Source organism: Rhizobium sp. LARHSG275 (assembly GCF_052871115.1).
Genome location: NZ_JBIXJN010000007.1, coordinates 276405 through 299162 on the forward strand (window position 1 = coordinate 276405; position 22758 = coordinate 299162).

The 22758-nt window shown below is 61.4% G+C and carries 27 protein-coding genes and 3 pseudogenes; 16 read left to right on the forward strand and 14 right to left on the reverse strand.

Translation table 11 applies throughout. The annotated features are described in order from the left end of the window. Positions 1-138 precede the first annotated feature (138 nt). Entirely contained in the window at positions 139-285 is a 147-nt protein-coding gene (locus tag ACIPSK_RS11775) for a hypothetical protein (RefSeq protein ID WP_168724812.1), read from the forward strand. Between the two features lie 14 nt (positions 286-299). Here the strand turns inward: ACIPSK_RS11775 and ACIPSK_RS11780 are convergent, their stop codons facing one another. After that, positions 300-842 (reverse strand): NADPH-dependent FMN reductase, encoded by a 543-nt coding sequence (locus tag ACIPSK_RS11780; RefSeq protein ID WP_162117366.1) that lies wholly within the window; start codon positions 840-842, stop codon positions 300-302. 157 nt (positions 843-999) lie between these two features. Here ACIPSK_RS11780 and ACIPSK_RS11785 point away from each other — a divergent pair, with 157 nt between their 5' ends. From ACIPSK_RS11785 to ACIPSK_RS11795, 3 genes are read left to right on the forward strand one after another with little or no spacing between them, the layout of a single operon-like run. Continuing rightward, entirely contained in the window at positions 1000-2019 is a 1020-nt protein-coding gene (locus tag ACIPSK_RS11785) for an ABC transporter ATP-binding protein (RefSeq protein WP_162117367.1), read from the forward strand. Further along, positions 2016-2816 carry an ABC transporter permease gene (locus ACIPSK_RS11790; protein ID WP_162117368.1) on the forward strand — a complete coding sequence of 267 codons (801 nt, stop codon included), beginning with the start codon at positions 2016-2018 and terminating at the stop codon, positions 2814-2816. The genes ACIPSK_RS11785 and ACIPSK_RS11790 overlap by 4 nt, the downstream gene beginning before the upstream one ends. Before the next feature lie 2 nt (positions 2817-2818). Beyond that, positions 2819-3622: an ABC transporter permease gene (locus ACIPSK_RS11795; protein ID WP_162117369.1), complete on the forward strand. Its 804-nt coding sequence runs from the start codon at positions 2819-2821 to the stop codon at positions 3620-3622. 21 nt (positions 3623-3643) lie between these two features. Here ACIPSK_RS11795 and ACIPSK_RS11800 read toward each other — a convergent pair whose 3' ends face one another. After that, positions 3644-4159, reverse strand: coding sequence for a winged helix-turn-helix transcriptional regulator (locus ACIPSK_RS11800; protein WP_162117370.1), 516 nt, complete (start codon positions 4157-4159; stop codon positions 3644-3646). A gap of 91 nt (positions 4160-4250) precedes the next feature. Here ACIPSK_RS11800 and ACIPSK_RS11805 point away from each other — a divergent pair, with 91 nt between their 5' ends. Further along, complete coding sequence (locus ACIPSK_RS11805; protein WP_162117371.1) at positions 4251-4892, forward strand: dihydrofolate reductase family protein; 642 nt, start codon at positions 4251-4253, stop codon at positions 4890-4892. 140 nt (positions 4893-5032) lie between these two features. On the opposite strand, the gene ACIPSK_RS11810 is transcribed toward ACIPSK_RS11805, so the two are convergent. Next, positions 5033-5677, reverse strand: coding sequence for a TetR family transcriptional regulator (locus tag ACIPSK_RS11810; RefSeq protein ID WP_162117372.1), 645 nt, complete (start codon positions 5675-5677; stop codon positions 5033-5035). Between the two features lie 88 nt (positions 5678-5765). Between ACIPSK_RS11810 and ACIPSK_RS11815 the strand changes: the two genes are divergently transcribed. Then, positions 5766-6419 carry an O-methyltransferase gene (locus ACIPSK_RS11815; RefSeq protein WP_162117373.1) on the forward strand — a complete coding sequence of 218 codons (654 nt, stop codon included), beginning with the start codon at positions 5766-5768 and terminating at the stop codon, positions 6417-6419. Between the two features lie 69 nt (positions 6420-6488). Here the strand turns inward: ACIPSK_RS11815 and ACIPSK_RS11820 are convergent, their stop codons facing one another. After that, positions 6489-7106, reverse strand: coding sequence for a TetR/AcrR family transcriptional regulator (locus tag ACIPSK_RS11820; protein WP_162117374.1), 618 nt, complete (start codon positions 7104-7106; stop codon positions 6489-6491). 138 nt (positions 7107-7244) lie between these two features. Here ACIPSK_RS11820 and ACIPSK_RS11825 point away from each other — a divergent pair, with 138 nt between their 5' ends. Then, positions 7245-8276 (forward strand): aldo/keto reductase, encoded by a 1032-nt coding sequence (locus tag ACIPSK_RS11825; RefSeq protein WP_162117375.1) that lies wholly within the window; start codon positions 7245-7247, stop codon positions 8274-8276. A gap of 281 nt (positions 8277-8557) precedes the next feature. On the opposite strand, the gene ACIPSK_RS11830 is transcribed toward ACIPSK_RS11825, so the two are convergent. After that, positions 8558-9433, reverse strand: coding sequence for a bifunctional helix-turn-helix transcriptional regulator/GNAT family N-acetyltransferase (locus tag ACIPSK_RS11830; protein WP_446532929.1), 876 nt, complete (start codon positions 9431-9433; stop codon positions 8558-8560). Between the two features lie 62 nt (positions 9434-9495). On the opposite strand from ACIPSK_RS11830, the gene ACIPSK_RS11835 reads away from it, so the two are divergent. Beyond that, positions 9496-10389, forward strand: coding sequence for a hypothetical protein (locus tag ACIPSK_RS11835; RefSeq protein WP_162117376.1), 894 nt, complete (start codon positions 9496-9498; stop codon positions 10387-10389). Here the strand turns inward: ACIPSK_RS11835 and ACIPSK_RS11840 are convergent. Then, on the reverse strand, positions 10386-11222 hold the full coding sequence (locus ACIPSK_RS11840; RefSeq protein WP_162117377.1) for a class I SAM-dependent methyltransferase: 837 nt from the start codon (positions 11220-11222) through the stop codon (positions 10386-10388). The two genes, ACIPSK_RS11835 and ACIPSK_RS11840, sit on opposite strands and share 4 nt — an antisense overlap. Before the next feature lie 395 nt (positions 11223-11617). Between ACIPSK_RS11840 and ACIPSK_RS11845 the strand changes: the two genes are divergently transcribed. Beyond that, complete coding sequence (locus tag ACIPSK_RS11845) at positions 11618-12049, forward strand: nuclear transport factor 2 family protein (RefSeq protein WP_162117378.1); 432 nt, start codon at positions 11618-11620, stop codon at positions 12047-12049. Between the two features lie 107 nt (positions 12050-12156). Here ACIPSK_RS11845 and ACIPSK_RS11850 read toward each other — a convergent pair whose 3' ends face one another. Then, on the reverse strand, positions 12157-12591 hold the full coding sequence (locus ACIPSK_RS11850; RefSeq protein ID WP_162117379.1) for a MarR family winged helix-turn-helix transcriptional regulator: 435 nt from the start codon (positions 12589-12591) through the stop codon (positions 12157-12159). A 123-nt stretch (positions 12592-12714) separates the two neighbouring features. Here ACIPSK_RS11850 and ACIPSK_RS11855 point away from each other — a divergent pair, with 123 nt between their 5' ends. Continuing rightward, the gene (locus tag ACIPSK_RS11855; RefSeq protein ID WP_162117380.1) at positions 12715-13083 is read left to right on the forward strand and encodes a hypothetical protein; all 369 of its coding nucleotides are present in this window, start codon (positions 12715-12717) and stop codon (positions 13081-13083) included. Between the two features lie 198 nt (positions 13084-13281). Continuing rightward, positions 13282-13455, forward strand: a complete 174-nt coding sequence (locus tag ACIPSK_RS11860) for a hypothetical protein (protein ID WP_003540843.1) — start codon at positions 13282-13284, stop codon at positions 13453-13455. A gap of 89 nt (positions 13456-13544) precedes the next feature. Here the strand turns inward: ACIPSK_RS11860 and ACIPSK_RS11865 are convergent, their stop codons facing one another. Then, on the reverse strand, positions 13545-14135 hold the full coding sequence (locus tag ACIPSK_RS11865; RefSeq protein WP_162117381.1) for a TetR/AcrR family transcriptional regulator: 591 nt from the start codon (positions 14133-14135) through the stop codon (positions 13545-13547). A 132-nt stretch (positions 14136-14267) separates the two neighbouring features. Between ACIPSK_RS11865 and ACIPSK_RS11870 the strand changes: the two genes are divergently transcribed. Further along, the gene (locus tag ACIPSK_RS11870) at positions 14268-15098 is read left to right on the forward strand and encodes a class I SAM-dependent methyltransferase (protein WP_162117382.1); all 831 of its coding nucleotides are present in this window, start codon (positions 14268-14270) and stop codon (positions 15096-15098) included. A gap of 41 nt (positions 15099-15139) precedes the next feature. Here the strand turns inward: ACIPSK_RS11870 and ACIPSK_RS11875 are convergent, their stop codons facing one another. Continuing rightward, positions 15140-15523 carry a VOC family protein gene (locus tag ACIPSK_RS11875; RefSeq protein ID WP_162117383.1) on the reverse strand — a complete coding sequence of 128 codons (384 nt, stop codon included), beginning with the start codon at positions 15521-15523 and terminating at the stop codon, positions 15140-15142. Here ACIPSK_RS11875 and ACIPSK_RS11880 point away from each other — a divergent pair. The 3 genes and pseudogenes from ACIPSK_RS11880 to ACIPSK_RS11890 all read left to right on the forward strand — a co-directional run bounded on the left by ACIPSK_RS11880 (position 15522) and on the right by ACIPSK_RS11890 (position 16950). After that, entirely contained in the window at positions 15522-15743 is a 222-nt protein-coding gene (locus ACIPSK_RS11880; RefSeq protein WP_162117384.1) for a hypothetical protein, read from the forward strand. The two genes, ACIPSK_RS11875 and ACIPSK_RS11880, sit on opposite strands and share 2 nt — an antisense overlap. Continuing rightward, positions 15740-16152 (forward strand): annotated as a pseudogene (locus ACIPSK_RS11885) (hypothetical protein). The gene ACIPSK_RS11880 and the pseudogene ACIPSK_RS11885 overlap by 4 nt, the downstream one beginning before the upstream one ends. Positions 16153-16173: 21 nt before the next feature. Continuing rightward, complete coding sequence (locus ACIPSK_RS11890) at positions 16174-16950, forward strand: phosphodiester glycosidase family protein (RefSeq protein ID WP_162117385.1); 777 nt, start codon at positions 16174-16176, stop codon at positions 16948-16950. Positions 16951-16978: 28 nt separating this feature from the next. Here the strand turns inward: ACIPSK_RS11890 and ACIPSK_RS11895 are convergent, their stop codons facing one another. The 4 genes and pseudogenes from ACIPSK_RS11895 to ACIPSK_RS11910 all read right to left on the reverse strand — a co-directional run bounded on the left by ACIPSK_RS11895 (position 16979) and on the right by ACIPSK_RS11910 (position 21321). Beyond that, positions 16979-17761 (reverse strand): endonuclease/exonuclease/phosphatase family protein, encoded by a 783-nt coding sequence (locus ACIPSK_RS11895; protein WP_348642913.1) that lies wholly within the window; start codon positions 17759-17761, stop codon positions 16979-16981. Positions 17762-18001: 240 nt separating this feature from the next. Next, positions 18002-18598 (reverse strand): demethoxyubiquinone hydroxylase family protein, encoded by a 597-nt coding sequence (locus ACIPSK_RS11900; RefSeq protein WP_162117386.1) that lies wholly within the window; start codon positions 18596-18598, stop codon positions 18002-18004. A 113-nt stretch (positions 18599-18711) separates the two neighbouring features. Next, on the reverse strand, positions 18712-19353 hold the full coding sequence (locus tag ACIPSK_RS11905; protein WP_162117387.1) for a glutathione S-transferase family protein: 642 nt from the start codon (positions 19351-19353) through the stop codon (positions 18712-18714). 88 nt (positions 19354-19441) lie between these two features. Continuing rightward, a pseudogene (locus ACIPSK_RS11910) lies at positions 19442-21321 on the reverse strand (ABC transporter ATP-binding protein). 238 nt (positions 21322-21559) lie between these two features. Between ACIPSK_RS11910 and ACIPSK_RS11915 the strand changes: the two are divergent. Further along, positions 21560-21960 (forward strand): annotated as a pseudogene (locus tag ACIPSK_RS11915) (GFA family protein). Between the two features lie 68 nt (positions 21961-22028). On the opposite strand, the gene ACIPSK_RS11920 reads toward ACIPSK_RS11915, so the two are convergent. Beyond that, on the reverse strand, positions 22029-22502 hold the full coding sequence (locus tag ACIPSK_RS11920; RefSeq protein WP_162117388.1) for a VOC family protein: 474 nt from the start codon (positions 22500-22502) through the stop codon (positions 22029-22031). Positions 22503-22758: the final 256 nt, after the last annotated feature.

Below are 22758 nucleotides of genomic sequence, written 5' to 3' on the forward strand. Positions count from 1 at the left end.
GCCTGTCCATTGTCTCGTTCTCCCCTCTGTCCGCCACAAGGGTTGCGGCAGCATTGCGGAGCTCGCAAGGCAGCCGGTCATGCTGCCGCAATCGTCGAGGTCCAGCACAAGGAATATTCTCGGTAGCTGGAGATCAAGATGATCCGACCTATCCTCCGTTTCCTGACGAGACACGTCCTCTCCGCTTTTATCCTCGCCGTACTGCTCGCAGCCCCGCTCGTCATTCTGCACACGCTTCACGAAAAGACGGCGTTCGAGAACGGCCTGCTGATGGAGGTTCGATGATGCAGCGGCGGACCTCAGGCGATCTTGCTGTCTGCCATGCAATAGGCCGAGAATGCCTGAAGATAGGCCTGCACTCTGGAACGGTTCTCCGCTGCCCCGACGGCCTTGAACACCTCGGCCGGCTCCAGCTTCATGAGAGGAAGCCTGAGGAAAATATTGCACGCAAACCGGTCGGTGACTGTCGCAAGGATAGTGCGAAGGCCTGCCAGCATGTCATCACCGCGATGCGATGCGTGCAGCAGGGCGATCGGTTTATGGACGATCTCATCTCCGGATACGAGCCAGTCGATCGCATTCTTGAGGCCGCCGGGGATGGATCGGACATATTCCGGGCTGGCAATGATCACCCCGTCGCTCTGAGCGATCAAATCGATGAAATCCCGCACCGCCTCCGGTAGATTCTCCCCCTCGAGATCAGGCGAGAATACCGGCAACCGCCCCACGCCGTCGAAGATCGAAATCTCGATATCGCTTGGCGCAACGGCGCGGACAGCCTGCAGCATGGCGGTATTGGTGGAATTGCGCCGGGCGCTGCCGGATATTGCGAGGATCTTCATGATCCTAACAGGAATCGATTGATCATGGCTGTCAACGCAAAAGGCTAGGTTCGATTGAGTAACGCCAAAAAAGCGACTTTTGCTTGAACTGGCCGAACCCCGCGTTAGCCTGGTTGCTGCTGCCGAATCGGCTGGAATCACCCTCGAGGAAATACATATGACGGCTTTGATCGAGGCGCGGGGCGTCAGCAAACGCTTTCGGCAGCACAAGAGATTTCCGGGCCTGCTGGGCGCGCTGAAGACACTGGTGACCAACGAATATACGGAAGTTCTGGCCGTTTCCGACATTGGTTTCGACATCGCGGCGGGCGAAGCCGTGGGCTATCTCGGCCCCAATGGCGCCGGCAAATCGACGATGATCAAGATGATGACCGGCATCCTGGTGCCGAGCGCCGGCATGCTCTCGGTGCTCGGCCGAACGCCGCATCTGAAGCGGATGGACAATGCCCGCGAGATCGGTGTCGTTTTCGGCCAGCGCAGCCAGCTATGGTGGGACCTGCCGCTGATCGACAGTTTTACCCTGCACCAGCGCATCTACGACATATCAGTCGCGCGTCATGCGGATAATCTCCGGCGCTTCAGCGAGTTGCTCGACTTGACGCCCTTTCTCGACCGCGCGGTGCGCCAGCTCAGCCTCGGCCAGCGCATGCGCGCCGAGATCGTGATGTCACTGCTGCACGATCCCAAGATCCTCTTTCTCGACGAGCCGACCATCGGACTTGATGTGGTCGCCAAGGATGCGGTGCGGCGCTTTCTCGCCGAGATCAACCGCGAGCGCGGCGTCACCATCATCCTCACCACTCATGACCTGCAGGACATCGAGACCATCTGCCCGCGGCTGATCATGGTCGACCATAGCAGGCTCATCTTCGACGGCGAATTGAAGAGCCTGCGCGCGGCATTGGGCTCGGCCCGGCGGCTGACACTCGAATTTGCCAGTGACCCTGGACCGCTGCCATTGCGCACCGCGGCTCTCGTCAGCGACGAGGGCCTGCGCAAGAACTATCTCATCGAGCGTGAAGACATCTCGCTGGTAGCAATTCTGTCGGAGGTCGGCAGCGGGCGCGACCTTAAGGACGTGGCGCTGCACGAGCCCGACATCGAAGAGGTCATCCGCACCTTCTACCAGCGCCGCAACGCCGACCAGCATAGCAATGCCAAGGCCCGGGCATCATGAGCGCCTATTTCGCCTTCGCGCGCAGTTCCTTTCATTCGCAGCTCGCCTACCGCAACGAAGTATGGGCCAATATCTTCGGCAAACTCGTACAGGTCTTCGCGCGTGTCGCCATCTGGCAGGCGGCCTATGCCGGCATCGGCGGCATCGTGGTCGAAGGCGTTTCCCTGCAGCAGATGGTGACCTATGCCCTGCTCGGCGGCGCGGTGATGGGCGCGACCCGCCCCGAAAGGATCATCGGCGAGATCGGCCGGTCACTCAAGACAGGCGATATCGCGATCTGGCTGCTCAAGCCCTTGTCCTATCCGCTCTATCTCTTCGCCAACGAATGCGGCAGCTTCGGTTATCGCCTGATGACCCAGGTCATTCCGACCGTCGCCTTCACCGCGTTGTTTTACGGCATGCTGCCGCCGGCGAGCCTGTTCGATGGCCTGATGTTCGGCGCCTTCTGGGCGCTGTCCTTTACGTTGCTGTTCCTGATGTCGGCGCTCTTCGGCCTCGTCGCCTTCTGGCTGATGACGAGCTTCTCGCTGGACTGGATCCTGGGCGCCCTGCTGCAATTGTTCTCGGGCCTGCTGGTGCCCTTCTGGTTCTTTCCCGAACCTCTGGCCATGATTGCCCGCCACCTGCCCTTCGCCTGGGTGGTCTATTACCCCAATGCCGTCTATCTCGGCAGGCTTTCCACGGCCGAAGTCTGGCTCCATCTCGGCCTGGGCCTTGCCTGGGCCGCGTTGTTCCTGGCCGGAGTCCTCTGGCTGTGGCGCCGCGCCTCCACCCGCATCACCGTGCAGGGAGGTTGATCATGCTCATGCACCACCTGCGCGTCCTTCCACTGCTGGTCCGGATGCATGTCCGCTCCAAAATGGAATATCGCGGCGCTTTCTGGCTCGACCGTCTTGCGCAGATCCTTTCCTATGGCAGCGTCTTCGCCACCATCGGAATCCTGCTTGCCCGCTTCGACACCCTCGGCGGCTGGACCTGGCCGGAGCTTGCGCTGCTGTTCAGCTTTCAGCTGCTCGCTTATTCGCTGGGTGCCGCGATGAGCTTCGTGCAATTGCGCGAGCTCGAAGAACTGGTGCGGCTCGGCACTTACGACACGCTGTTGGTCAAGCCTTTCAGCCCTTGGGCCTATCTGGTCTTTTCCGGCCTTAATATCGGCTATGCCGGCCACGTCATCCTCGCAGTGGCGCTGATGGCTTGGGCCGTTCTGTCCGTCGACTTCGCCTGGTCGGTCTGGTCCGCATCATTCTTCATTGCTGCGCTTATCAGCGCGACGCTGCTGACGGGTGCACTCATCACCATGATCGGCGCCACGGCATTGATCTGGGTGCGGTCCAACCATCTGTTCTCGATCTTCTTCGGCTTTTGGGAATTGACGCGCTACCCGCTCAATATTTTTCCCGGCGGCATCCAGACCATCCTCATCACCGCGGTCCCGTTGGCCCTCACCAGTTCGGTCCCCGTCGGCGCCCTGCTCGGCAAGCCCATCCCGATCCTCGGGGACTGGGCCGGGCCCGTGGCTCTGGTGGCCGGCCCGATCTGGGTGTTGATCGCAATCGCCCACTGGCGGTATGCGACCGGCAAGTACCAGGGCGCCGGCGGCTGATCGGGCCGACCTCCCTCGATATCAGGATGCCTGCGCTCTCGCGCGGACCTCGAGGAACGCCGCCGTCAGCTTAGCCAGTACCGGTGAGGTGCATGTACCATTGGCGCCGCCGATCGGATCGACGATGTGGATCTGCCGGAGATCCTCCATGAATGCGTCCCACAGCGGCGGCCCGCCTTCTTCGAGAAGCTGCGCGCGAATGCTCAGCTCCTCGCTCACAGGCATATGTCGCCGCCCCCAGGCACCGATCATGGCGAAGACGGGCACGAGCTGGATCGCCGGCTCCGCCAGGCTGTAGATCGCTTTCTGGCTGTGGCTCGGATCGTCCCGCTTGCTGATGAACCCAAGCGAGAGCAGGCGCTTCAGCCTGGCGGCCAGAATGTTGGAGGCGATCCCCTCCTCCGAACGGGTCAGAAGATCGCGGAAATGGCGGCGGTTACCAAACATGATGTCCCGGATGATGATGAGGCTCCACCGGTCGCCCAACACTTCCATCGTCAGGTTGATCGGGCAACCCGACCGCAGTTCGATATCCACGATATTCTCCTTCGAAAACTGGTTGCAATATAAGATCACTTATGCAACAAGGCAACTAGTTTCAATTCGCAATCAGATGGAGGAGAGCAGCATGTCCAAGGTGCGCGTCGCAGCATTTTCCCTTTCCGTGGATGGTTTCGGCGCCGGGCTGGAGCAAAGCATGAACGATCCGCTGGGCAAGCGGGGAACGGAGATGTTCGAATGGTTTTTCCGTACCCGCACCTTCCGCACGATGACCGGAAAGGACGGCGGTTCTGAGGGCGTTGACGAGGATTATGCGGCCCGCGGCATGGCCAATTTCGGCGCCTTCATTCTCGGGCGCAACATGTTCGGCCCCATCCGCGGCAATTGGCCGGATGACGCCTGGAAAGGCTGGTGGGGACCGAACCCGCCCTATCACGCGCCGACCTATATCCTGACGCATTATCCCCGCAAACCGATCGCCATGGAGGGCGGCACGACGTTTCACTTCATCACCGGCGGCATCGAAGAAGCGCTTGACAAGGCGAGGGCCGCGGCCGGCGACAAGGATGTGAAAATCGGCGGCGGTGTCAGCACCGTCCGTCAGTATCTGCAGGCCGGTCTGATCGACGAACTGCATTTCGCCATCTCGCCGGTCGTGCTCGGCAAGGGCGAGGCGATGTTTGCAGGCATCGATCTCCCGGCCCTCGGCTTCCGCGTCGCCGAGCACGTCGCAACGGAACACGCCACGCATATCGTGCTGGCGAAATAAACGAGCCCCGATCGGGATTCCTTCACGCCAGCGCATGCCGCAGGATACCTGCGGCAGCCACAGGCATACGAGATCGCCATTGTCGAACCAGGACGGGCAGTTCCAAAATGTAGGACGAGGCGGGTGTGCCGCCGGGAACGTTATGCCCGGTCCCGGCCGAACCCAAGCCGTTCGAGGTAGGCGCAAAACATGTCGGCCATGGCGTTGGCATAGGCGTCGATCTCGGCAAGGCTCCGCGGAGCCTCCGAGAACTGCTTGCCCACCGTGCCGAGCGTCGTGCTGATCAGCTCGCCGGCAAGCGCCCGGGTCGCCTCCGGCGCAGAAGGCAGCACTTCCTGCATGAACAGTTCGACGATGCGGTCTCCCGATGCCCTCGCCGCCTGCGCCTCCGGTGCATCGCGATAAAGGGGTGCTGCGTCATGGAGCGCCACGCGCATCGCCGCCTCCTCGCACTCCGAGCGGAGGAAGGCATGGACGAGGCGGCGCAGCCGTTCAAGCGGCGGCCTCTGCGCATCGGCAAGGATGCCGCCGAGCATGTCCGTCGTCTGCCGCCATTCGTCGCTCTGCAGCCGGAAGAGAATCGCCGCCTTGTTGGGGAAATATTGGTAGAGCGATCCGATGCTGACGCCGGCCCTTTCGGCCACCCGCGCCGTGGTGAAGCGCTGGGCGCCTTCCCGCGCCAAAACCTGAGCAGCGGCATCCAGGATCGCCGCCAAGAGCTCGCTCGATCGGGCCTGCTTGGGCTGTTTTCGTGAGGAAATCCGGGCTCTTGGACGATCGGTCATGGCAGCGCTCCGCAATGCGAATAGCAGACGCGACGAATTACTCGTATTTTTCGTCCTACACAAGAACCTGTCATCAAGGAGATTTTACATGACGACACTGACCACCGCCCCGCTGGCACCCCTGCTCGACGGCCTATTCGAGGAGGCAGCCGCGGCAACGAGCCCTGCAATGTCGGGCCTGTCAGGCGATGAGCGAATGCGCCTGATCGGCAGCAAGACCGAATATCTCGAGCTTTACGGGCGCCTTAGAGATCTTTGGCTTCCCGTCTCCAGGGAGGCCGGCGTGCTGCTCTACATGCTGGCGCGAAGCAGCCGCGCACGAACGATCGTCGAATTCGGCACATCCTTCGGCATATCGACCCTCCATCTCGCCGCCGCGCTGCGCGACAATGGCGGCGGCCGGCTGATCACCAGCGAGTTCGAGCCGTCGAAGCTGGCCCGCGCCCGCGCCAACCTGGTGGCCGGCGGCCTCATCGATCTCGTCGAGATCCGCGAAGGCGATGCCCTTGAGACCCTGAGCACGGATCTCCCCGAAACGATCGACCTGCTGTTCCTAGATGGCGCCAAGGCGCTCTATCGCGATATCCTGGAACTGGTGGAAGACCGCCTGAGGCCTGGCGCTCTCATCGTCGCCGACAATGCCGACCTCTGCCCGGACTATCTCGCCCGCGTACGCTCGCCCGCGGCCGGCTACCTCTCGACACCATTCGAAGAGGATATCGAACTGTCGATGCGGACCTGATGACGCCAGACCGTTGCCCGGCCGAGCGCGTTTGCTGGCCGGGCAACGGCCCATTTCATCGGCACACCTTCATCGCTGTACAGCGCCGTAGCGCAGCCCGTCGACCAGCAGGGAAACCATACGCCGGGCATGTTCGGACCCTTGCGCGTAGGCATGCATGCTGAGGCTTGCGGCCGCATTCAAAAGATCCTCGGCGGCGATATCGGTGCGGACCTCGCCGGCGGCAGCGGCGGCGTCGAGAAGCGAGCGAAGGGCGGGCTGCAGACGCTGCTGGAAGTAGGCGGGCAACGCATCGAAGGCTGGGTTGCCGGAATGCAGGGCCGCCGCAAGCCCGCGCTTGGCCGCGATGAAATCCACGAAACGCTGCATCCATCTGGCCAGCGCCTCGCCCGGCGCATGTTCGGCGGCAAGGACGGGCGCAGCGTCAGCGCAGGCATCGATTTCGCGGCGGAAGACGGCGACGACGAGGTCGGAACGCTCGGGAAAATGCCGGTAAACGGTGCCGATTCCGACACCGGCCTTCTCCGCGATCTCACGCACCGGGGCATCGACGCCGGAGGTCGCAAACACGGTCAATGCAGCCTGAAGCAGCCCGTCGAGATTGCGCTTGGCATCGGCGCGCACGCGCCTGTCCGCCCTTTCCCCCGGCTTCAGGCGGTCCTCCTGCTCTTTTCTCTCGTCGCTCATTATTCACTCGCTTGCAAAACGGAACATTGTTCCGTATAAAAACGGAATACGGTTCCGTTTATGCAAATTAACACAGCGCGACGGTGTTGGCCACACCGATGCGCACGAAGTCCGCCTCCCCAATAGAAGGAACAGACCATGCAATACCGCACGCTTGGAAGAACCGGCATCAAGGTCAGCCCCTATTGCCTCGGCGCCATGATGTTTGGCGCTGCCGGCAATCCCGACCACGAGGATTCGATCCGGATCATCCACAAGGCTCTCGATGCCGGCATCAACTTCATCGACACCGCCGATATCTACAGCCGCGGCGAATCCGAGGAGATCGTCGGCAAGGCACTCAAGGGCCGGCGCGACGACGTCGTGCTTGCCACCAAGGCGCATCTGCCGATGGGCGACGACCCAAACCGGCAGGGCAATTCGCGCCGCTGGTTGACGCGGGCGGTCGAGGATTCGCTCCGCCGCCTGCAGACCGACCATATCGATTTCTACCTGATCCACCGGCCGGCACCCGATACCGACATCGAGGAAACACTATCGGCCCTCACCGACCTGATACGGGCGGGCAAGGTGCGTGCCGTGGGATCGTCGACCTTCCCCGTATCGGAAATTATCGAGGCGCAATGGGTTTCCGAGCGCCGCGGGCTGGCACGTTTCCGCGCCGAGCAGCCGCCCTATTCGATCCTCAATCGCAGTATCGAACGCGAGGTTCTGCCCGCCTGCGAGCGTTACGGAATGGGCGCGATGGTTTGGAGCCCGCTGGCGATGGGCATGCTCACCGGCAAATACCGCAAGGGCGAGCCGCAACCCGACAGCGCCCGCGCCAAACGCTTCCCCAGGCAGATGAATGACGAGCGCCGGCTGGACGCGGTCGAACGGCTCATCCCGCTCGCCCAGCAGGCAGGGCTCTCGCTGGCGCACATGGCGATGGCCTTCACAATCGCCCATCCGGCTGTTACCTCGGCGATCATCGGCCCACGCACGATGGAGCACTTCGACGATCTGCTTGCCGGCGCCGGGGTGAGCTTGACGGACGAAATCCTCGACCGGATCGACGCGATCGTCCCGCCCGGCACCGACACCGGCCCGTTGGAGGCGGCCTATAATCCGCCTGCGGTAATGCAGCCGAACCTGCGCCGCCGCCCGATAGCGGAGCGCTTCGCCGCCTGACCGGCAGGGGGTGAGGCCCGGTCCTGCAAAAGCAGGAGCGATCGATCCAGTGAATCGATCGCAGGGACGAACGCCCTGAGCGATGCGAAGGGCCGGACAGCGGCGCCTCGCCCTCCCTCGTTCCTGTGTTTGTCACAGGAATCCAGTGCGCCCAAGTCTTTGGGCGCGGGAGAGCAACTCCTTCTGAGAGTCATTCACGGCGCCGACGCGCCGTGGCTGGATTCCTGTGACGGGCACAGGAATGACGGAGGAGAGGTGAGCAGCTCAAAAGCGAGCGTCACTTAAAGGCGCTTTTCAAAAAACGTGTCCGGGTACGGGTCGTCATTGAAACGCTCGATCTCACGCCAGCCGGTCCCGCGATAAAGCTGCGTCGCCTCGGGCAGCGCGCTATTCGTATCCAGGCGCAGAAGCTTGATGGATAGCTCGCGGGCGATGTTCTCGGCGGCCGTCATAAGGCGCGTTGCGAGCCCAAGGCCACGCGCAGACGGGGCGACCCAGAGCCTTTTGATCTCCGCGACCTCGCCGCCATTGCCCTTCAGCCCGACACAGCCGATCGGCAGGCCATCCGACATGGCCACCAGGAACGCACCGCGCGGGCGGACCATATCTTTGGCGTCGGGATCGCGAGAAAGCGATACATCGAAACCCTTCTCGAAGCGGCGTGCAAGTTCGCCGTAGTATTCGCGCAGACAATAGCTGGCGTCCTCGTGCCGTGGGTCTTTCTCCTCGAGCACGATCTGCTCACGCCTCAGCGAAGAAGCGACGATATCCATGGCGCGCAGCAGTTCGTCCGGGCGGCGATGGCGCGCCAGAAACGATTTCGCCTGCGCATCGGAAAGCTCTTCATAGGCCTGAAACTCGCAATGGCCGGTTTCGGTCAATCGGGCAACGCGGCGGCGCGCGTCCTGAGGGTTCGGTAGCGTCTCGATGAGACCTTCCTCTTCCAGACTGCGCAGCAGACGGCTCATCAAGCCGGAGTCGAGACCGAGAGAATCGCGGATCACCGCAACATCCGTTTGTCCCCGGCCGATCGAATTGAGGACACGGGCAGCGCCCAGCGGACGGCCGCGTCCGAGGAAAGACGTATCGAGAGCGCCGACTTCGGAGGTGACGGCACGGTTGAAGAGTCGGACACGAGAGACAGGATCGTAGGTCATATTGTCTGACTTTAGTCAGATAATTGATCCTGTCAATTCAAAGCACTCCAGAGGACGCGCAAATGAGCCGCGCACCCCGCCATCCGCCTTGCGCGCCACCATCGCCTCGCCTATGGGAACGACAACGTCCGCAAGGCCTTCCCGTGTTCCGTTTTACCCTTCACCTCCTGATCGCCCTCATCCTGACGCTGCTGACGCAGATCGGCGGCATTGCCTATGTCGTGGCGCTGGCCGCCTCCCACGCCTGGGGCTTGCGGCGGCTTCTGGCAAAGCTTGCGATCTTCCTGCTTTGTTATGCCAGCGCCACTTTTGCGGCGAGCTTCGCCGCGCCGATCTTCGGGCGAGTTCCCCTTTCCTGCATCGCCGGCGCGACGGACCGTCTCGTGGTCCGCTCCCCGATCTATTGCCTGCTAAACCGCAACTACGTCACCCCAGAAGTGCACGATCTGGCAAAGGCGCTTGCCGTCCACATGGACAGGGAATTCCCCGGAACCGTCACCGTCGCGCTGGATGCGAATTTCCCCTTCGTGAACGGCTTTCCGCTGCTCCCTCATCTGTCGCATGCGGATGGGAAGAAGCTCGACTTCGCCTACTATTACAAGGATGTGGACGGTGCCTTCCTGAATGGCGCCACCCGCTCCCCCGTCGGCTATTTCGCCTTTGAGCAACCCGCCCGCGGCGACGAACTGCCATGCGAAGGGCGCAATGACTGGCTCACCACCCGCTGGAACTTCGATGCGCTGCAGCCTCTGTTTCCGGCCTATCGGATCGAGGAACAGCGCACATCGGCGGCAATCGGCTGGCTGACGAGCGAAGGTGTGACGCGCTTCGGCCTGCAGAAGATCTTCATCGAGCCGCATCTGAAGAACGCGCTCGGCATCACCGACAGCCATATCCGCTTTCAAGGCTGCCGCGCCGCCCGCCACGACGACCATATTCACATCCAGGTCGACTAATGGTCTGCCTCTAAGGAGCGTCGCCGTGCGATATAGATCGCCGTCGTCATGTTGCGTTCGACGCGTCCGCGAAAACGGGATGCGGCAATGGCTTCCAGGGCATCGAGCAGCGCGAAGCGGTCGGACGGCGGCAGTATGGTCACGTTGGAATAGGTTGCGTAGAGCCGGCGGACGGCTGCCGGATCGAGCGTCAGCGTCCACGAGAGAAATTGCGGCTCGTCGGCAATGAAGCCGGTGGCGGCCAGTTCCCCGACACGCGCGTTAGCGTCCAGCCCGTGAGGCAATCGCTCCGCATCGCCGCTCGACAGGCTCGACGGATGACTCGCGAACAGATGCACCGTTTCGTCGTGGAAGGCATCCGGCCGGCCCGCATCGCCGAAGACGTTCCACCACAGGGCGACGGCTCCGCCCGGCCGAAGCAGACCATGGATCTTCTCTAGCGAAGCTGTCGCGTCAAGCCAGTGAAACATCGTCGCGGCAGCGACCAGATCGAAGGAGGCCGGCTTGAGATCAACGGCCTCGAAGGCAGCCTCCACGATATCGAGACAGGGATTGTCGATCGAGACGCGAAGGTAATCCGCAAGCCGGCCATCGGGCTCGACGGCAACGAGGCTGCGCGGCCGGTGACCGAGCAGCGCCATCGTCGCCAGCCCCGAACCGGCGCCGATCTCCAATATATCGATGCCGGCCCTGAGACCGGCGCGCTCGCGCAGGGCCGTCCAGGTCGCTTGCGGATAAGCCGGTCGCGCGCGGTGATAATTGGCAGGATCATCGCCAAACGCTTCGCGGCCAAACAGCTGGTCAAGCTTTATCCTTTTCATCGTGGACTCCATTCGGCCGAGGCGCTGTGGCACCCTAGATCTCAAGAATGACTGATTTCGGCAAGGAGCCAATCGCGAAATGCCTTCACCTTGCGTTGGCGGATCGCGCGCGGCGGCGACCAGCATCGTGCGCCCCAAAACCACGCCTTCTCCCTGTACTGCGGATTCGAGGCGAAGCTAGCAGAGTCGAAGGTCAGGCCGCTCTTCGGATCGACATCCCTGACAGCCTATGCCGGCTAATGCATCTCGCCCAAAGTGTGCGGCGGTTTTGGGATCGCGATATGCATCACAGAGAGACTAAAGCGCGGCGCGCTTTAGTCTCTTTGAACTCTTGGCTGGCATTGGCAATTGCAAGACGCACAAGCATACTGCTACCCGGGATGCCCCATTGAAAGTGAGGGTGATCGATGGAGACTGCGGTCAGGAACCTGTTCGCGCGATATCAGCGGTTCTTCAATCGCGCGCTGAATGGTGATGTGGACTTGGATGCGAGCGCGTCGTTCTACGCTTCCGCGTTCATCGCAGCCTCGCCCGCCGGGGTCATGGCCGGAAAAAACGACGATCAACTCGGACGGCTCATGGAGCAGGGCTATGAGCGGTACCGAGCGACAGGAACGAAAGAGATGCGGATACGCGATCTCAGGCTCTCCCCGATCGATGAGTGCCATTGCGTGGCTCACGTTGCCTGGACGGGGATCTACGCTCGACGGGATGCGCCGGATATCTCGATAGATTTCGATGTCCATTATCTCGTTCAAAAGCTGAATGGAGAGCCGAAGATATTTGGTTGGGTTTCTGGCGACGAGCAAGCGCTCTTGAAAGAATACGGAATCGTCTGACACAGCGCGTCCGCAATCGCGCAAAAACAAAAAGTTAGACCACCTCCGTGCCACGGAGAAACTAGGAATGATCTAGCCTCCGCGACGACGATACGATCCCTCGCCCGTCAGTGCCCGCCTTCGGTCTTGGCAAGCAGCCTGGCCAGTTCTTCGAGCTCTCCGGCCGAAAGGTGCCGGAGTTCCACCGGCGGGCGATAATGCTCCGCCAAAAGCTCATCCTTGGTGGCTGCGCCCTTGCCGGTCAGTTGTACCAGCTTGACGCGGCGGTCGTGTTCCGGCGTCACGCGTTCGGCAAGGCCCGCTCGCTCCAGCCGATCGACCAGCCACGTCGCAGTCGAGGCGTCGCATCCCCATTGACGGGCGAGCGCGCTGATCGGCTCCCCCTCGTCGTGCAAGGTGAACAGAGCCCTGGAATCGTTTGGCGTCAGCCCCCTCGCCTGAAGGCTTTCCAGCCGCTGTGGCGCCGATTTCATCAAGAGATCGAACATCATCCGCCACGCCGAGGCGGCGGCTTTGGCATGGCGGTCGGAGGCAGAAGGCATCAAATATCCTCGCAACACACTTGAAAAATAGTTTTATTACTCAAATTATCGTATCGATCAAACCTTATTGGCGATTTCCCCCGGAAGGCCCATTGGGCGTCCACCTTGCCAAGGAGCCATGCCATGCGTTCAGCCGTCGCGATCCTCTTCCTAATCGAAACCTGTCTTTATGCCATTGCCTCGCTCACCCATGCCGGGTTCGTCCTCGAAGGCCACGAACACCGGCAGGCGATGATTGCCGAAGCGCTGATAGCAGCTGCCCTCCTTCTCGGCCTGATCTCGCTGGGCCTTGACCGATCGTGGAGCCGAACGGCTGCGATCTCGGCCCAGTCCTTCGCCCTCCTCGGCACTCTCATCGGCGCCTTCACCATCGCCGTCGGCGTCGGCCCGCAAACCACGCTCGATTACATCACCCATGCCGTGATGATCCTGCTCCTCGTCACTGGCCTCGTCTGGCTGGCAAGGAGCCGGAGCGCCTCTTCTCTCGGATAGGGATCATGCCCCGCTACGCGGGCCGAAGCGGTCAAGGCATCCACGGAGACGCCCCGGATCCAATTTCAAACGATTTTAAAATAGCCGCTCCGAAAGCTAATCGATTTTAATTTTATCGTTAAATTTTTCTTGTTGCAGCGCAAAAGAATTTAGACATTAATTTGTGCGGATGCTCAGTTTATTCGTTGGAGAACTCGCATGACTGTGACATTTCCGCTAACCGAGAAGCGCGACGCCGAGACATTGCTGAAACACTTGACGTCGCACAATCTCAGCGTTCCGGGAAACTGCGTCGTGTCGCTCAAGGCGCACGTTGCCCAGGTCTCATCTTCTCATACGACCGCACTCGGCACCGCCCGTACCGCCTGGTAGGAATTGAACGTCCCGGCATCGCCGTCCACAATAGGATCCAAGTGATCCTGGCTGGATCGCCTATGCGAGATGGATAAAGCCGGCGCGTGTTATCTCGCGGCAGGCAGCCCCATGCCCACGAGCTTCAGGATATCCTCGACCTTCGCGTCGGGGTCGGCACCGAGTTCGACCTGACCGTCGATCATCAGCAAGGCAAGGCCATGCGTCAGCGACCAGAGAAAGAGCGCGGCGTTCGGCACCTCCTCTGGCGTCAGCCGCTTTTCGAGGTCGTCCTTCATCTGCCGATAGACCTGGATCCGCAGGGCGCGTATCGCCTCGTTTCCTTTGGAATAGGCCTGAAAGCCCTCTCCGAACATCAGCCGGTAGAGACCGGGATTGGCGCGAGCAAAGGCGACATAGGCGATGCCGCCGGCGAGCAGATGACGCCGAGGACCGGCTAGCGCCGCATCGATGCCTTCGCTCAGCTCGGCAAACCCTTGTTCGGCGAGTGCCGCCGCGATGGCGTCCAAGCTGTTGAAATAATGGTATGCCGCCGGAGCCGAGACGCCGGCGCGGCGGCCGATCTCCCGCATGCTCAGCGCCGCCGGGCCTCGCTCCTCCAGCAGCGCCCTCGCCACGGACAGCAGTGTGGGGCGCAAATTGCCGTGATGATAGCGGGGCGATCCGTCGTGTGTGGCCATATCTCGATCTAATCTTTACAGTGTTAAAATCATGCTCTAGTCTTCCCGTAATGACAAGGTATCCGCCGCGGTTCGGGTGCCGGCAAGCTTCCCGCCGGCGCCAGCAGCAGATTTACAGAGAAAGAGGCCTTCATGCGAGCATCCGAACCAAGCCGCACCGCGATGGGTGCGGCAGCCTACCGAGCAGCACATCAGAGCGCGGATGGCGGCGCCATCTTCTTGGACCCCTATGCCCGCCGCATCCTCGGCGAGGCGGGCTGCGCCGAGGCAGATTTGAAAGCCCAGGACCCCGCCACGCGATCCTTTCGCCTGTTCATGGCGGCGCGAAGCCGATATGCCGAAGACTGCCTTGGCCTCTCCGTCGCAAGGGGCGTCAGGCAAGCCGTCATCCTCGGCGCCGGGCTCGACACCTTTGCACTGCGCAATCCCCATGCCGGCCTGAAAGTCTTCGAAGTCGATCATCCCGCCACGCAAAGCTGGAAGCAGATGCGGCTCAGCGAGACCGGACTGACGCAAAGCCTGCCGACATTCGTTCCTGTCGATTTCGAACATGAGGATTTGAAAACGCGTCTCGTCGATTCCGGCTTCGAGCCGGAGACCCCGTCCTTCTTCATCTGGCTTGGCGTCGTGCCATATCTCACGGAGGCGTCGGTCTTTGCCTTGCTACGCTTCGTCGCCGGCCTGCCGAGCACATCCATCGTCTTCGACTACAGCGAACCCCTCGAAAACTATTCGCCCGAACGCCGCGCCCGCGCCGCGGAAATGGGCGCGCGCACAGCCGCAGCCGGCGAGCCGTGGCTGACGCACTTCGATCCCGAGGATCTTGCGAACCGATTGCTGAGCCTGAGCTTCACGTCCCTGGAGGATATCGGCCCGACCGAAATGGCAAGACGCTTCTTCGGCCTGCCCCGGGATACGCCGGATCGCGGCGCCGGTCCCCACGTCATATTCGCCGGCACATAGGGAAATCCCCGAGACGTCGAGTTGCGGCAATCGAGCTGGCCTCAGCTATCGTAGACGACAGCAATCTTGTTTCCGGTGGGGTCGCGCACGTAGGCGGAATACCAGTTCGGCCCGTAGTGCGGACGTAAACCAGGTGCGCCCTCGTCCGTTCCGCCGTTCGTCATGGCAGCATCGTAAAACGCATCCACCTCGGCGCGGGACTTGGCCATGAATGCGACCATCGAGCCATTTCCGGCGCTCGCCGGTTCGCCGTTGAACGGTTCGCAAACCCATAGAACGAAACCGTCACCCTTCCCGCCTTCGGAATAGGCGCTCCATCCGGGAAATTCCCGATGTTTGCTCCAACCGATCGTTGCCAGGGTCGCATCATAAAAACCATTCGATTTGACAGAATCGAGTGCACCGACGGTTGCGTAGACGCTCATGATCTTCCCTTTTGCTGCTCCAAGATCGGAAGAATTCATACCGCAAGCATGCGAACGCAACAAGAACAGTTGGCCGCATTTTCCGCAGAAGGTCAGCGACCAATCGCAACGGACGGTTATTGCCGTGTCTGCAAAAATTCCTATTCTGGGCAGCGCCGCTGGCGACAAAAACCTGAGGCTTCATGGCTATTTGCGAGAGGAAATTTGGATCACATCATGACGACTCTGAGCCGCCCCGATTTCAGCGACATCCACCGTGGCGACTGGGTGGATCGCCGGCTGCCCATCGCATGGCGGCCATATGCGCGATTGGCGCGGCTGGATCGCCCGGTCGGAATAGGGCTGACGCTCTTCCCGTGCTGCGCCGCCCTGATCCAGGCATCGCACGGTCTCCCGGACTCACGCATTGGCGATCTTCTCTCTCGGCGGTCGGCGCGTGGTCGCTCGGAGGCTGGCTGTTGGAAATGTCGCCGCCTTATACGATCGGAATGCTGGTGATCGCCGTCCATCTTGCCTGGCAGACCTGGCGGATCGATCTTGCCCGCCCGGAGGTGAACTATCGCCTGTTCCTGGCGAATATCCTGAGCGGGGTGTTGCTCGCCTGCACGGCTTTGTCAGGCACATGGTAGGCAGCTCGAGGACGTGACACCATGATCCATCTCAAACACGGCATATTCGCCGCGGCCATCATGCTGGCAGCAACGATGACATCCCTGCATCAGGCGCATGCGCAACCATGCGAGCAGGAAGGCTTCGAAGAAGCGAAATACGTCGTCTGCACGTTGGAGCCGGGCAAAGCCGACCTACGATTGTTCTGGAAAAACGCCGAAGGCGCGCCGTACCGCACTTTTTCAAGCCTTGCCCAAGCCGTTCGCGCCGAGGGGCGAACGCTGGCCTTGGCCGTCAACGCCGGGATGTACCGGGCCGATTTTTCGCCGATGGGACTTTATGTCGAGAACGGCAGGGAATTGCAGCCCGCCAATACGACAAAGGCCGAAAGCTCCGCCGGTCAGGTGCCGAATTTCTACAAGAAGCCGAACGGCGTGTTCTTTCTGGGTGAGGCAGGTGCCGGGATACTCCCGAGCGATGAATTTCTGAAGCGTCGGCCCAAGGTGCGGTTCGCCACGCAATCCGGCCCGATGCTTGTCATCGCCAACAAGCTGAACCCGATCTTCATCGTCGGCTCGACGGACCGAACCCGCCGCAGCGGTGTCGGCGTCTGCGAGAATGGCACGGTTCGTTTCGCGATCAGCGAAGACGGCGTGAATTTCCACGATTTCGCACGGCTCTTCCGCGACCACCTGAAATGCCCCGATGCCTTGTTTCTCGATGGCGGACGCGGTGTCGGACTTTACAATCCGGCAATAGGCCGCAACGACCGATCCTGGCACGGCGGCTACGGCCCCATTTTCGGGCTTGTCGAGTAGCGCACCGGGGCAGGTGCCCACGATCCCGTCAGCCGGCCTTTGCATTTGGCCGGACGTCGATATCGACCATGACCCCGTAGTGATCGCTTGGCCATATTCCATCCACCGGCCGATCGAGGACGCATTCGGCCGACTGGATCTCTGCCCGACCCTTGGGATGCGCATCCCACGATCCGACCAGCACGTAGTCAAATCGTCGATGATAGTTTCTCTGTCCGATGATCCGTTCGGCGCCAGCCATGGCGTTCGGGTTGACGCCGGTCCAGGTCTTGCCGGTCCCGATACCGGCTATTTCCCAGGCATCGTAATAGCAGACGCTTCTTCCCTCGAGTGACTGTCGCCCGGTCAGGAACCGTATAGATGCGGCATCCGGTTCTGCATTGAGGTCGCCGGCAATCAAGGTCGGCAGGACCTGCCGATGCCTAGCGTCGAGATCGCTGATCGCAACTGCATGACGCTCGCGCGCAACCTCGGCAGCCGGGCGCCAGGCCGCAGTCGTCGCAATGAAGAGCAGGCTGCCAACATCCCCAAGATTCACGACAGCGGCAAGGGTCGCCCAGGGCACATCAGGCGCCTGTGGCATTCTTGGATCGAGCACCTCGACAACCCTATGCGGCCAGCGGGTCGCGATCGCCGTGCCGCCATATCTGTCGGAATAAGCCGGCTGGAAAGCCTGCACGTCCTGTTGGTGCGTAATGTGCATCTCGAGCCCGTCGACGATGGTATCGAGGCTCGCCTTCTCGCGCGTTTGAATGACCTCCTGCAATGCCAGAAGATCGGGCTTCAGACGGCGAAGCTCCTGATTGATAATCCGATGCCGCCGGCTGTCGCCCTCGACATTCCAGACATTTGAACGTGATCACCCGCACGTGCATGGCTTTGGACCTGCTCACTTGGAATGCGAGTCAAAGCAGCGGAAGGCGCATATGTTCCCTCCACTGCATAATTCTTGAAATCGGAATCGATTGAAGGATAAAATTATCCAGCAATTCAAAGCGCTACATCCAAGGGCTGCCCCCGACAGCGGCAAGCCGTCGTCTTCACAGCAAGACTAGCCCCTCCCCGCACGCGCCATTTCGGCGCGCATCCAACTCGAATCTCCCCAGGTGGAGAGCCAGATCATCAGGTCGGTCAGGGCGCCGACGACGGGCAGGAGCAGGGCGTGGCTGAGGCCCCGCCCTTTCTGGCTGCTTTCGGCCGTCCTGAGATGCGCCAGTTCCTGTTCCTGGATCGACGCGATGAGGGCGTGAAGCTCGGGATCGCGCTTTGCAAGGAAAGCCAACTGGTCTTCGAGATGGCAATGGACCGTGCTTTCGACTGCCTCGGTGCAAATCCAGATCATGTTGCGCCCGGCAAGCGCCGTCAGGAAGCCGAGCACAGAACCGCCGAGGCTCCAGAATGCTATGACACGGCAGGGTTTGGCGCTCCTTGCAGGCATCGCCTCGCGAAACAGGCGGCAATGGTCGATCTCGTCCCGACGCATCTCTTCAAGCGTCGGCACGATGTCGGGAAACAGCCGCCGGGCCACCAGGATCTGGGCGCCATAGATCCTGATAGCGCCGAACTCGCCTGCATGGTTGACCTTCAGAATGCGACGGATGGTGACATCGGGGTCGCGCCCACCCGACCTGCTCGACGAATTGATCATGACTACCCTGCCCCGGTTCCCTTGCGGGCAATAGGCAGGACGGCCGCCGTGGCCGTCAAGGGGTGCGGCGACGGAGAAGGTCCCGGTCTCCTACGCTTTGGGCGCCGGCCTGCTCAGTCTGCCGCTGCAAAATGGGCGATCTGGTCGGCATGCGCCTTTGCGAAAGATGGGCGGGCCGTGGCGCGCGCGACATAATCACGGCAGGCGGGATATTCCGCCAACCCGTCGAACCGGTTGATGAGCCGCAGCACATCGGCCATGAGGATATCGGCGACGGAGAAGGTGCCCGCCAGCCATTCGCGCCCTGCCAGGACCGGCTCCATGTGCTTCAGCCGGTGGTCCTTGAGAAACGAGTCCATGAGCCCATATGCCGGCGCATCACCCGTGATGCCGGAGAAGATCAGTATCGACCAGGGCAGGCTTGCCGCCTCGACGGAATTCAGCGCCGCAAACAGCCATTCCAAAACTTCGGCGCGACCGCGCGGATCGGCGGGCATCAGCGCGTCGCTGCGATTGCCGAGATGGAGCAGGATGGCGCCGCCCTCGAAAATCGAGATGTCGCCATCGGTCAACCACGGCACCTGGCCGAAGGGCTGGTGCGCGAAATGCTCGGGCTTGCGACCGCGAAACGGCACGCTCTCGACACGATAAGGCAGGCCGCTCTCTTCCAGCGCCCAACGCACACGCAGGTCACGCACATAACCCCTGGGAGGCTCGGGGACCCAGTCGAAGGTGGTGAGGGTAAGGTCGCCCATCCGGCATCTCCATTTTTTGTTTCACGGAAAAAGGACGGACGAACGACCCGCGTTCCGACATCACCGACACATTCTTTCAGTCAGATGGTCAGGTCGCCGGCGAGGCCGGCAAGGGCTCATCGATGTCTTCGGGAATGAAACCGCCGGTCTGGCGTTTCCACAAGCGCGCGAACAAGCCGTCGCGTTCGACCAGCTCATCCGGCCTGCCCTCTTCCACGATGCGCCCGCGATCGAGTACGACGATCCGGTCCATCCTGGCGATGGTCGACAGGCGATGTGCAATGGCGATCACCGTCTTTCCCTCCATGACGAGGTTCAGCCTTTCCTGGATGGCGGCTTCGGATTCGCTGTCGAGGGCGGAGGTCGCTTCGTCGAGCACCAGGATCGGCGCGTCCTTCAGGAGAACGCGGGCAATGGCCACGCGCTGACGCTGGCCGCCGGAGAGCTTGATGCCGCGGTCGCCGACGAAGGCGTCATAGCCCCTGCGGCCTTCGCCGTCGGAAAGATCGGCGATGAAGGCATCGGCGCTTGCCATCTTCGCTACCGCTTCGATCTCGTCCTTCGTCGCTTCCGGCCGGCCGTAGCGGATATTATCGCCGACCGAACGGTGCAGCAGCGCGACGTCCTGCGCGATGACCCCAATGGCGCGGCGAAGACTTGCCTGCGTGATCTCGCGGATGTCCTGCCCATCGATCAGGATCGCACCATCCTCTATGTCGTAAAAACGCAGCAGCAGACTCACCAGCGTCGTCTTGCCGGCACCGGAGAGGCCGACGAGCCCCACCTTTTCGCCGGGCCGAACGGTCAGCGACAGGTCATCGATGACAGGCTTGCCCGACTTGTAGGCGAAGCGGAGGTTCTCGAAACGGATCTCCCCGCGGCTGACCGTCAGTTCAGTAGCATCCGGCCGGTCTGTGATGCTAGGCGGCGTTGTCATGACCGGCATCGCATCCTTGATCGTCCCGAGCGCGCGGAAGACCTGCTGTCCCATCTGCAGGAATGTGAAGGACCCTGCCGAGAGGCGTTGAAGGATGTAAACGGTTGCGGCGAAATCGCCCACGGTCAGGAATCGGTCAAACAGCCCCCAGAAGCTAATGCCGAGCATGACGAGCCAGAGCACCATGTTGAGGCTGATGACGACGAGTTCGGTTGTCCGGTAGATCCGCTGCTCGTGATGAAGCGTATCGACCCCCTTGGACATGATCTTTCTCAGCGCACCCGCCTCGCTATCTTCTGCGGCGAACTGCTTGACCATCTGGATGTTGCCGTAGATGTCCGTCAGGGCACCGGAGATGAGGCTGTTCTGCTTTGCCGAGCGGCGGGCACGCTCGGTGAAATCAGGAACGACCTTGATCGTAAAGAGCACGTTGAAGGCAACCCAGACGATGACCGGCAGCGCAAGCTGCCAGGAGAGCGCGAGCAGAAGAACAATGGAGCCGATGATCTGAAGCAGGAAGCGGGTGCCGTCTGGAACGCGATCAGGATCTGTTGCTGAACGGCACTGGCGACCTGGCCGAGCCGGGATGCGACCTGGCCGGCGAAAAGATCATGGAAGAAGGCGAGGTCCTGCCGCTCGACCGCCTTGTGCCCCTGCCATTGAATCGCAACGGGCAGGCTGATGCCGATCGTATGCGAGTTGAGAATATTGGTGATGTAGAAAAGAACGGGCATCACGGGAAAAAGCAGAAAGGCGAGGACTGCCAGCAGCCGGAATTTACTGTCGACGAAGAGCTCCACGCCTTGTGTCGTCACTCCGTCGACAATCACCGAAAGACCCCAGATGATCGTAAGGTTGATGACTTCGATGGCCATCGAGGTCAGCGCCATGGTAATGATGACGCCCCGAAACATCGCGATGAAGTGCAAAAGAACCGCGACAGGTCCCTTGGTGGGCATCGGCCGGTAGGGGATGTCGAGCGGCCGGATCAAGGTTTCGAAGGGACGGTAAATCGCATCTGAAATCGACATGGGCCACTCGGATCAAAATCGGGAGGAGGCGCGGACTCAGCTACGCTGGGTCGCAGAAAACCATCTTCACGCCGCAATCTCAATTAGAAATTTCAAAAAGCCTTACAAGCCTGACGTATCGCGAACGCCGGTTAGGAAGCCAGAGAAGCAAGCGGAGCCGGAAAGCGCCAATTGCGGTCATCGCGCGAGTGGGGCAGGATGCCGGACTTGAAGGGGGAACAGGATTGAATCGACGCTCATGCTGACGGGCTCATGTCATTGCGGCAAGGCAAGCTGGACATTCGAAGGTGATCCGGGCTCGATCACCGCCTGCAACTGCACGCTTTGCCGCCGCTACGGCACGCTGTGGGCTTATGACTACGAAGGAGAGCGCATCGCACTCGCCGGTGAGACCGCCTCTTACACCCGCGCCGACAAAGGCGAACCGTCTCTCGAAATCTTGTTCTGCCCATCCTGCGCCTGTGTCTTGAGCTGGCGCGGCCTGCGGCTTGGAAAGGATGGCCGCCGGCCATGGCCGTCAACATGCGGCTTGCGCCGCCGGATCTCGTTCAGGACCTGCCTATCGATCATTTCGACGGCCTGGACACGTTTGAAGACCTTCCGTCCAAGGGGCGCTGCGTGCGCGATCTCTGGTTCTGAGCCGATTGCGAATAACGCCCCGGGGCCAGATGGGAGTCTGTTAAAAGAACGTTCTGCGCAAGGCCACCTCAGCCGCGCCGGGCCGCCTCGATCGCCGCAATGTCGATCTTCCTCATGGTCATCATCGCGTCAAAAGCACGCTTTGCCTGGCCACCGCCTGCCGAAAGGGCTTCGGAGAGGACGCGCGGCGTAATCTGCCAGGACACGCCCCACTTGTCCTTGCACCAGCCGCACTCGCTTTCCTGGCCACCATTGCCGACGATCGCGTTCCAATAGCGATCGGTTTCCTCCTGAGTGTCCGTTGCGATCTGAAAGGAGAAGGCTTCGTTATGTTTGATCGCGGGACCGCCGTTCAGGCCGATGCAGGGAATACCCGCAACGGTGAATTCAACAACCAGGACGTCTCCCTGCTTGCCCTCAGGATAATCTCCCGGTGCACGAATGACAGCACGCACGGCGCTGTCGGGAAAAGTCGAGGCATAGAAGCGGGCGGCGGCCTCAGCGTCTTTGTCGTACCATACGCAGATCGTGTTCTTTGCCATTGCGCGGTCCTTTCGCACTTCGTTTCGCATTTCCCGGTGAAATAAGAAGCAAACCGTCTTTCTCCAGCCCATGGAAGCGATTTCACGCGGACGATTGTCGAGCGCTGCTAAATGATCGGGGTCCCGGGGTGACCTTTGCCACTGTTCGGATTCAATGCGTGGACTTCGGGACAAGCGCGTATGAGGCGATTGCGGAACCGCTGGTGCGGTTCCGCAAGTGCATATAGCGTCACCTGCATTCACTTTGCAGGGCATA

Coding starts and splice junctions, on each gene's coding strand:
- ACIPSK_RS11775 (WP_168724812.1), top strand. CDS start 139: ATGATCCGACCTATCCTCCGTTTCCTGACGAGACACGTCCTCTCCGCT.
- ACIPSK_RS11780 (WP_162117366.1), bottom strand. CDS start 842: ATGAAGATCCTCGCAATATCCGGCAGCGCCCGGCGCAATTCCACCAAT.
- ACIPSK_RS11785 (WP_162117367.1), top strand. CDS start 1,000: ATGACGGCTTTGATCGAGGCGCGGGGCGTCAGCAAACGCTTTCGGCAG.
- ACIPSK_RS11790 (WP_162117368.1), top strand. CDS start 2,016: ATGAGCGCCTATTTCGCCTTCGCGCGCAGTTCCTTTCATTCGCAGCTC.
- ACIPSK_RS11795 (WP_162117369.1), top strand. CDS start 2,819: ATGCTCATGCACCACCTGCGCGTCCTTCCACTGCTGGTCCGGATGCAT.
- ACIPSK_RS11805 (WP_162117371.1), top strand. CDS start 4,251: ATGTCCAAGGTGCGCGTCGCAGCATTTTCCCTTTCCGTGGATGGTTTC.
- ACIPSK_RS11810 (WP_162117372.1), bottom strand. CDS start 5,677: ATGACCGATCGTCCAAGAGCCCGGATTTCCTCACGAAAACAGCCCAAG.
- ACIPSK_RS11815 (WP_162117373.1), top strand. CDS start 5,766: ATGACGACACTGACCACCGCCCCGCTGGCACCCCTGCTCGACGGCCTA.
- ACIPSK_RS11820 (WP_162117374.1), bottom strand. CDS start 7,106: ATGAGCGACGAGAGAAAAGAGCAGGAGGACCGCCTGAAGCCGGGGGAA.
- ACIPSK_RS11825 (WP_162117375.1), top strand. CDS start 7,245: ATGCAATACCGCACGCTTGGAAGAACCGGCATCAAGGTCAGCCCCTAT.
- ACIPSK_RS11830 (WP_446532929.1), bottom strand. CDS start 9,433: ATGACCTACGATCCTGTCTCTCGTGTCCGACTCTTCAACCGTGCCGTC.
- ACIPSK_RS11835 (WP_162117376.1), top strand. CDS start 9,496: ATGAGCCGCGCACCCCGCCATCCGCCTTGCGCGCCACCATCGCCTCGC.
- ACIPSK_RS11840 (WP_162117377.1), bottom strand. CDS start 11,222: ATGGAGTCCACGATGAAAAGGATAAAGCTTGACCAGCTGTTTGGCCGC.
- ACIPSK_RS11845 (WP_162117378.1), top strand. CDS start 11,618: ATGGAGACTGCGGTCAGGAACCTGTTCGCGCGATATCAGCGGTTCTTC.
- ACIPSK_RS11850 (WP_162117379.1), bottom strand. CDS start 12,591: ATGCCTTCTGCCTCCGACCGCCATGCCAAAGCCGCCGCCTCGGCGTGG.
- ACIPSK_RS11855 (WP_162117380.1), top strand. CDS start 12,715: ATGCGTTCAGCCGTCGCGATCCTCTTCCTAATCGAAACCTGTCTTTAT.
- ACIPSK_RS11860 (WP_003540843.1), top strand. CDS start 13,282: ATGACTGTGACATTTCCGCTAACCGAGAAGCGCGACGCCGAGACATTG.
- ACIPSK_RS11865 (WP_162117381.1), bottom strand. CDS start 14,135: ATGGCCACACACGACGGATCGCCCCGCTATCATCACGGCAATTTGCGC.
- ACIPSK_RS11870 (WP_162117382.1), top strand. CDS start 14,268: ATGCGAGCATCCGAACCAAGCCGCACCGCGATGGGTGCGGCAGCCTAC.
- ACIPSK_RS11880 (WP_162117384.1), top strand. CDS start 15,522: ATGATCTTCCCTTTTGCTGCTCCAAGATCGGAAGAATTCATACCGCAA.
- ACIPSK_RS11875 (WP_162117383.1), bottom strand. CDS start 15,523: ATGAGCGTCTACGCAACCGTCGGTGCACTCGATTCTGTCAAATCGAAT.
- ACIPSK_RS11890 (WP_162117385.1), top strand. CDS start 16,174: ATGATCCATCTCAAACACGGCATATTCGCCGCGGCCATCATGCTGGCA.
- ACIPSK_RS11900 (WP_162117386.1), bottom strand. CDS start 18,598: ATGATCAATTCGTCGAGCAGGTCGGGTGGGCGCGACCCCGATGTCACC.
- ACIPSK_RS11905 (WP_162117387.1), bottom strand. CDS start 19,353: ATGGGCGACCTTACCCTCACCACCTTCGACTGGGTCCCCGAGCCTCCC.
- ACIPSK_RS11920 (WP_162117388.1), bottom strand. CDS start 22,502: ATGGCAAAGAACACGATCTGCGTATGGTACGACAAAGACGCTGAGGCC.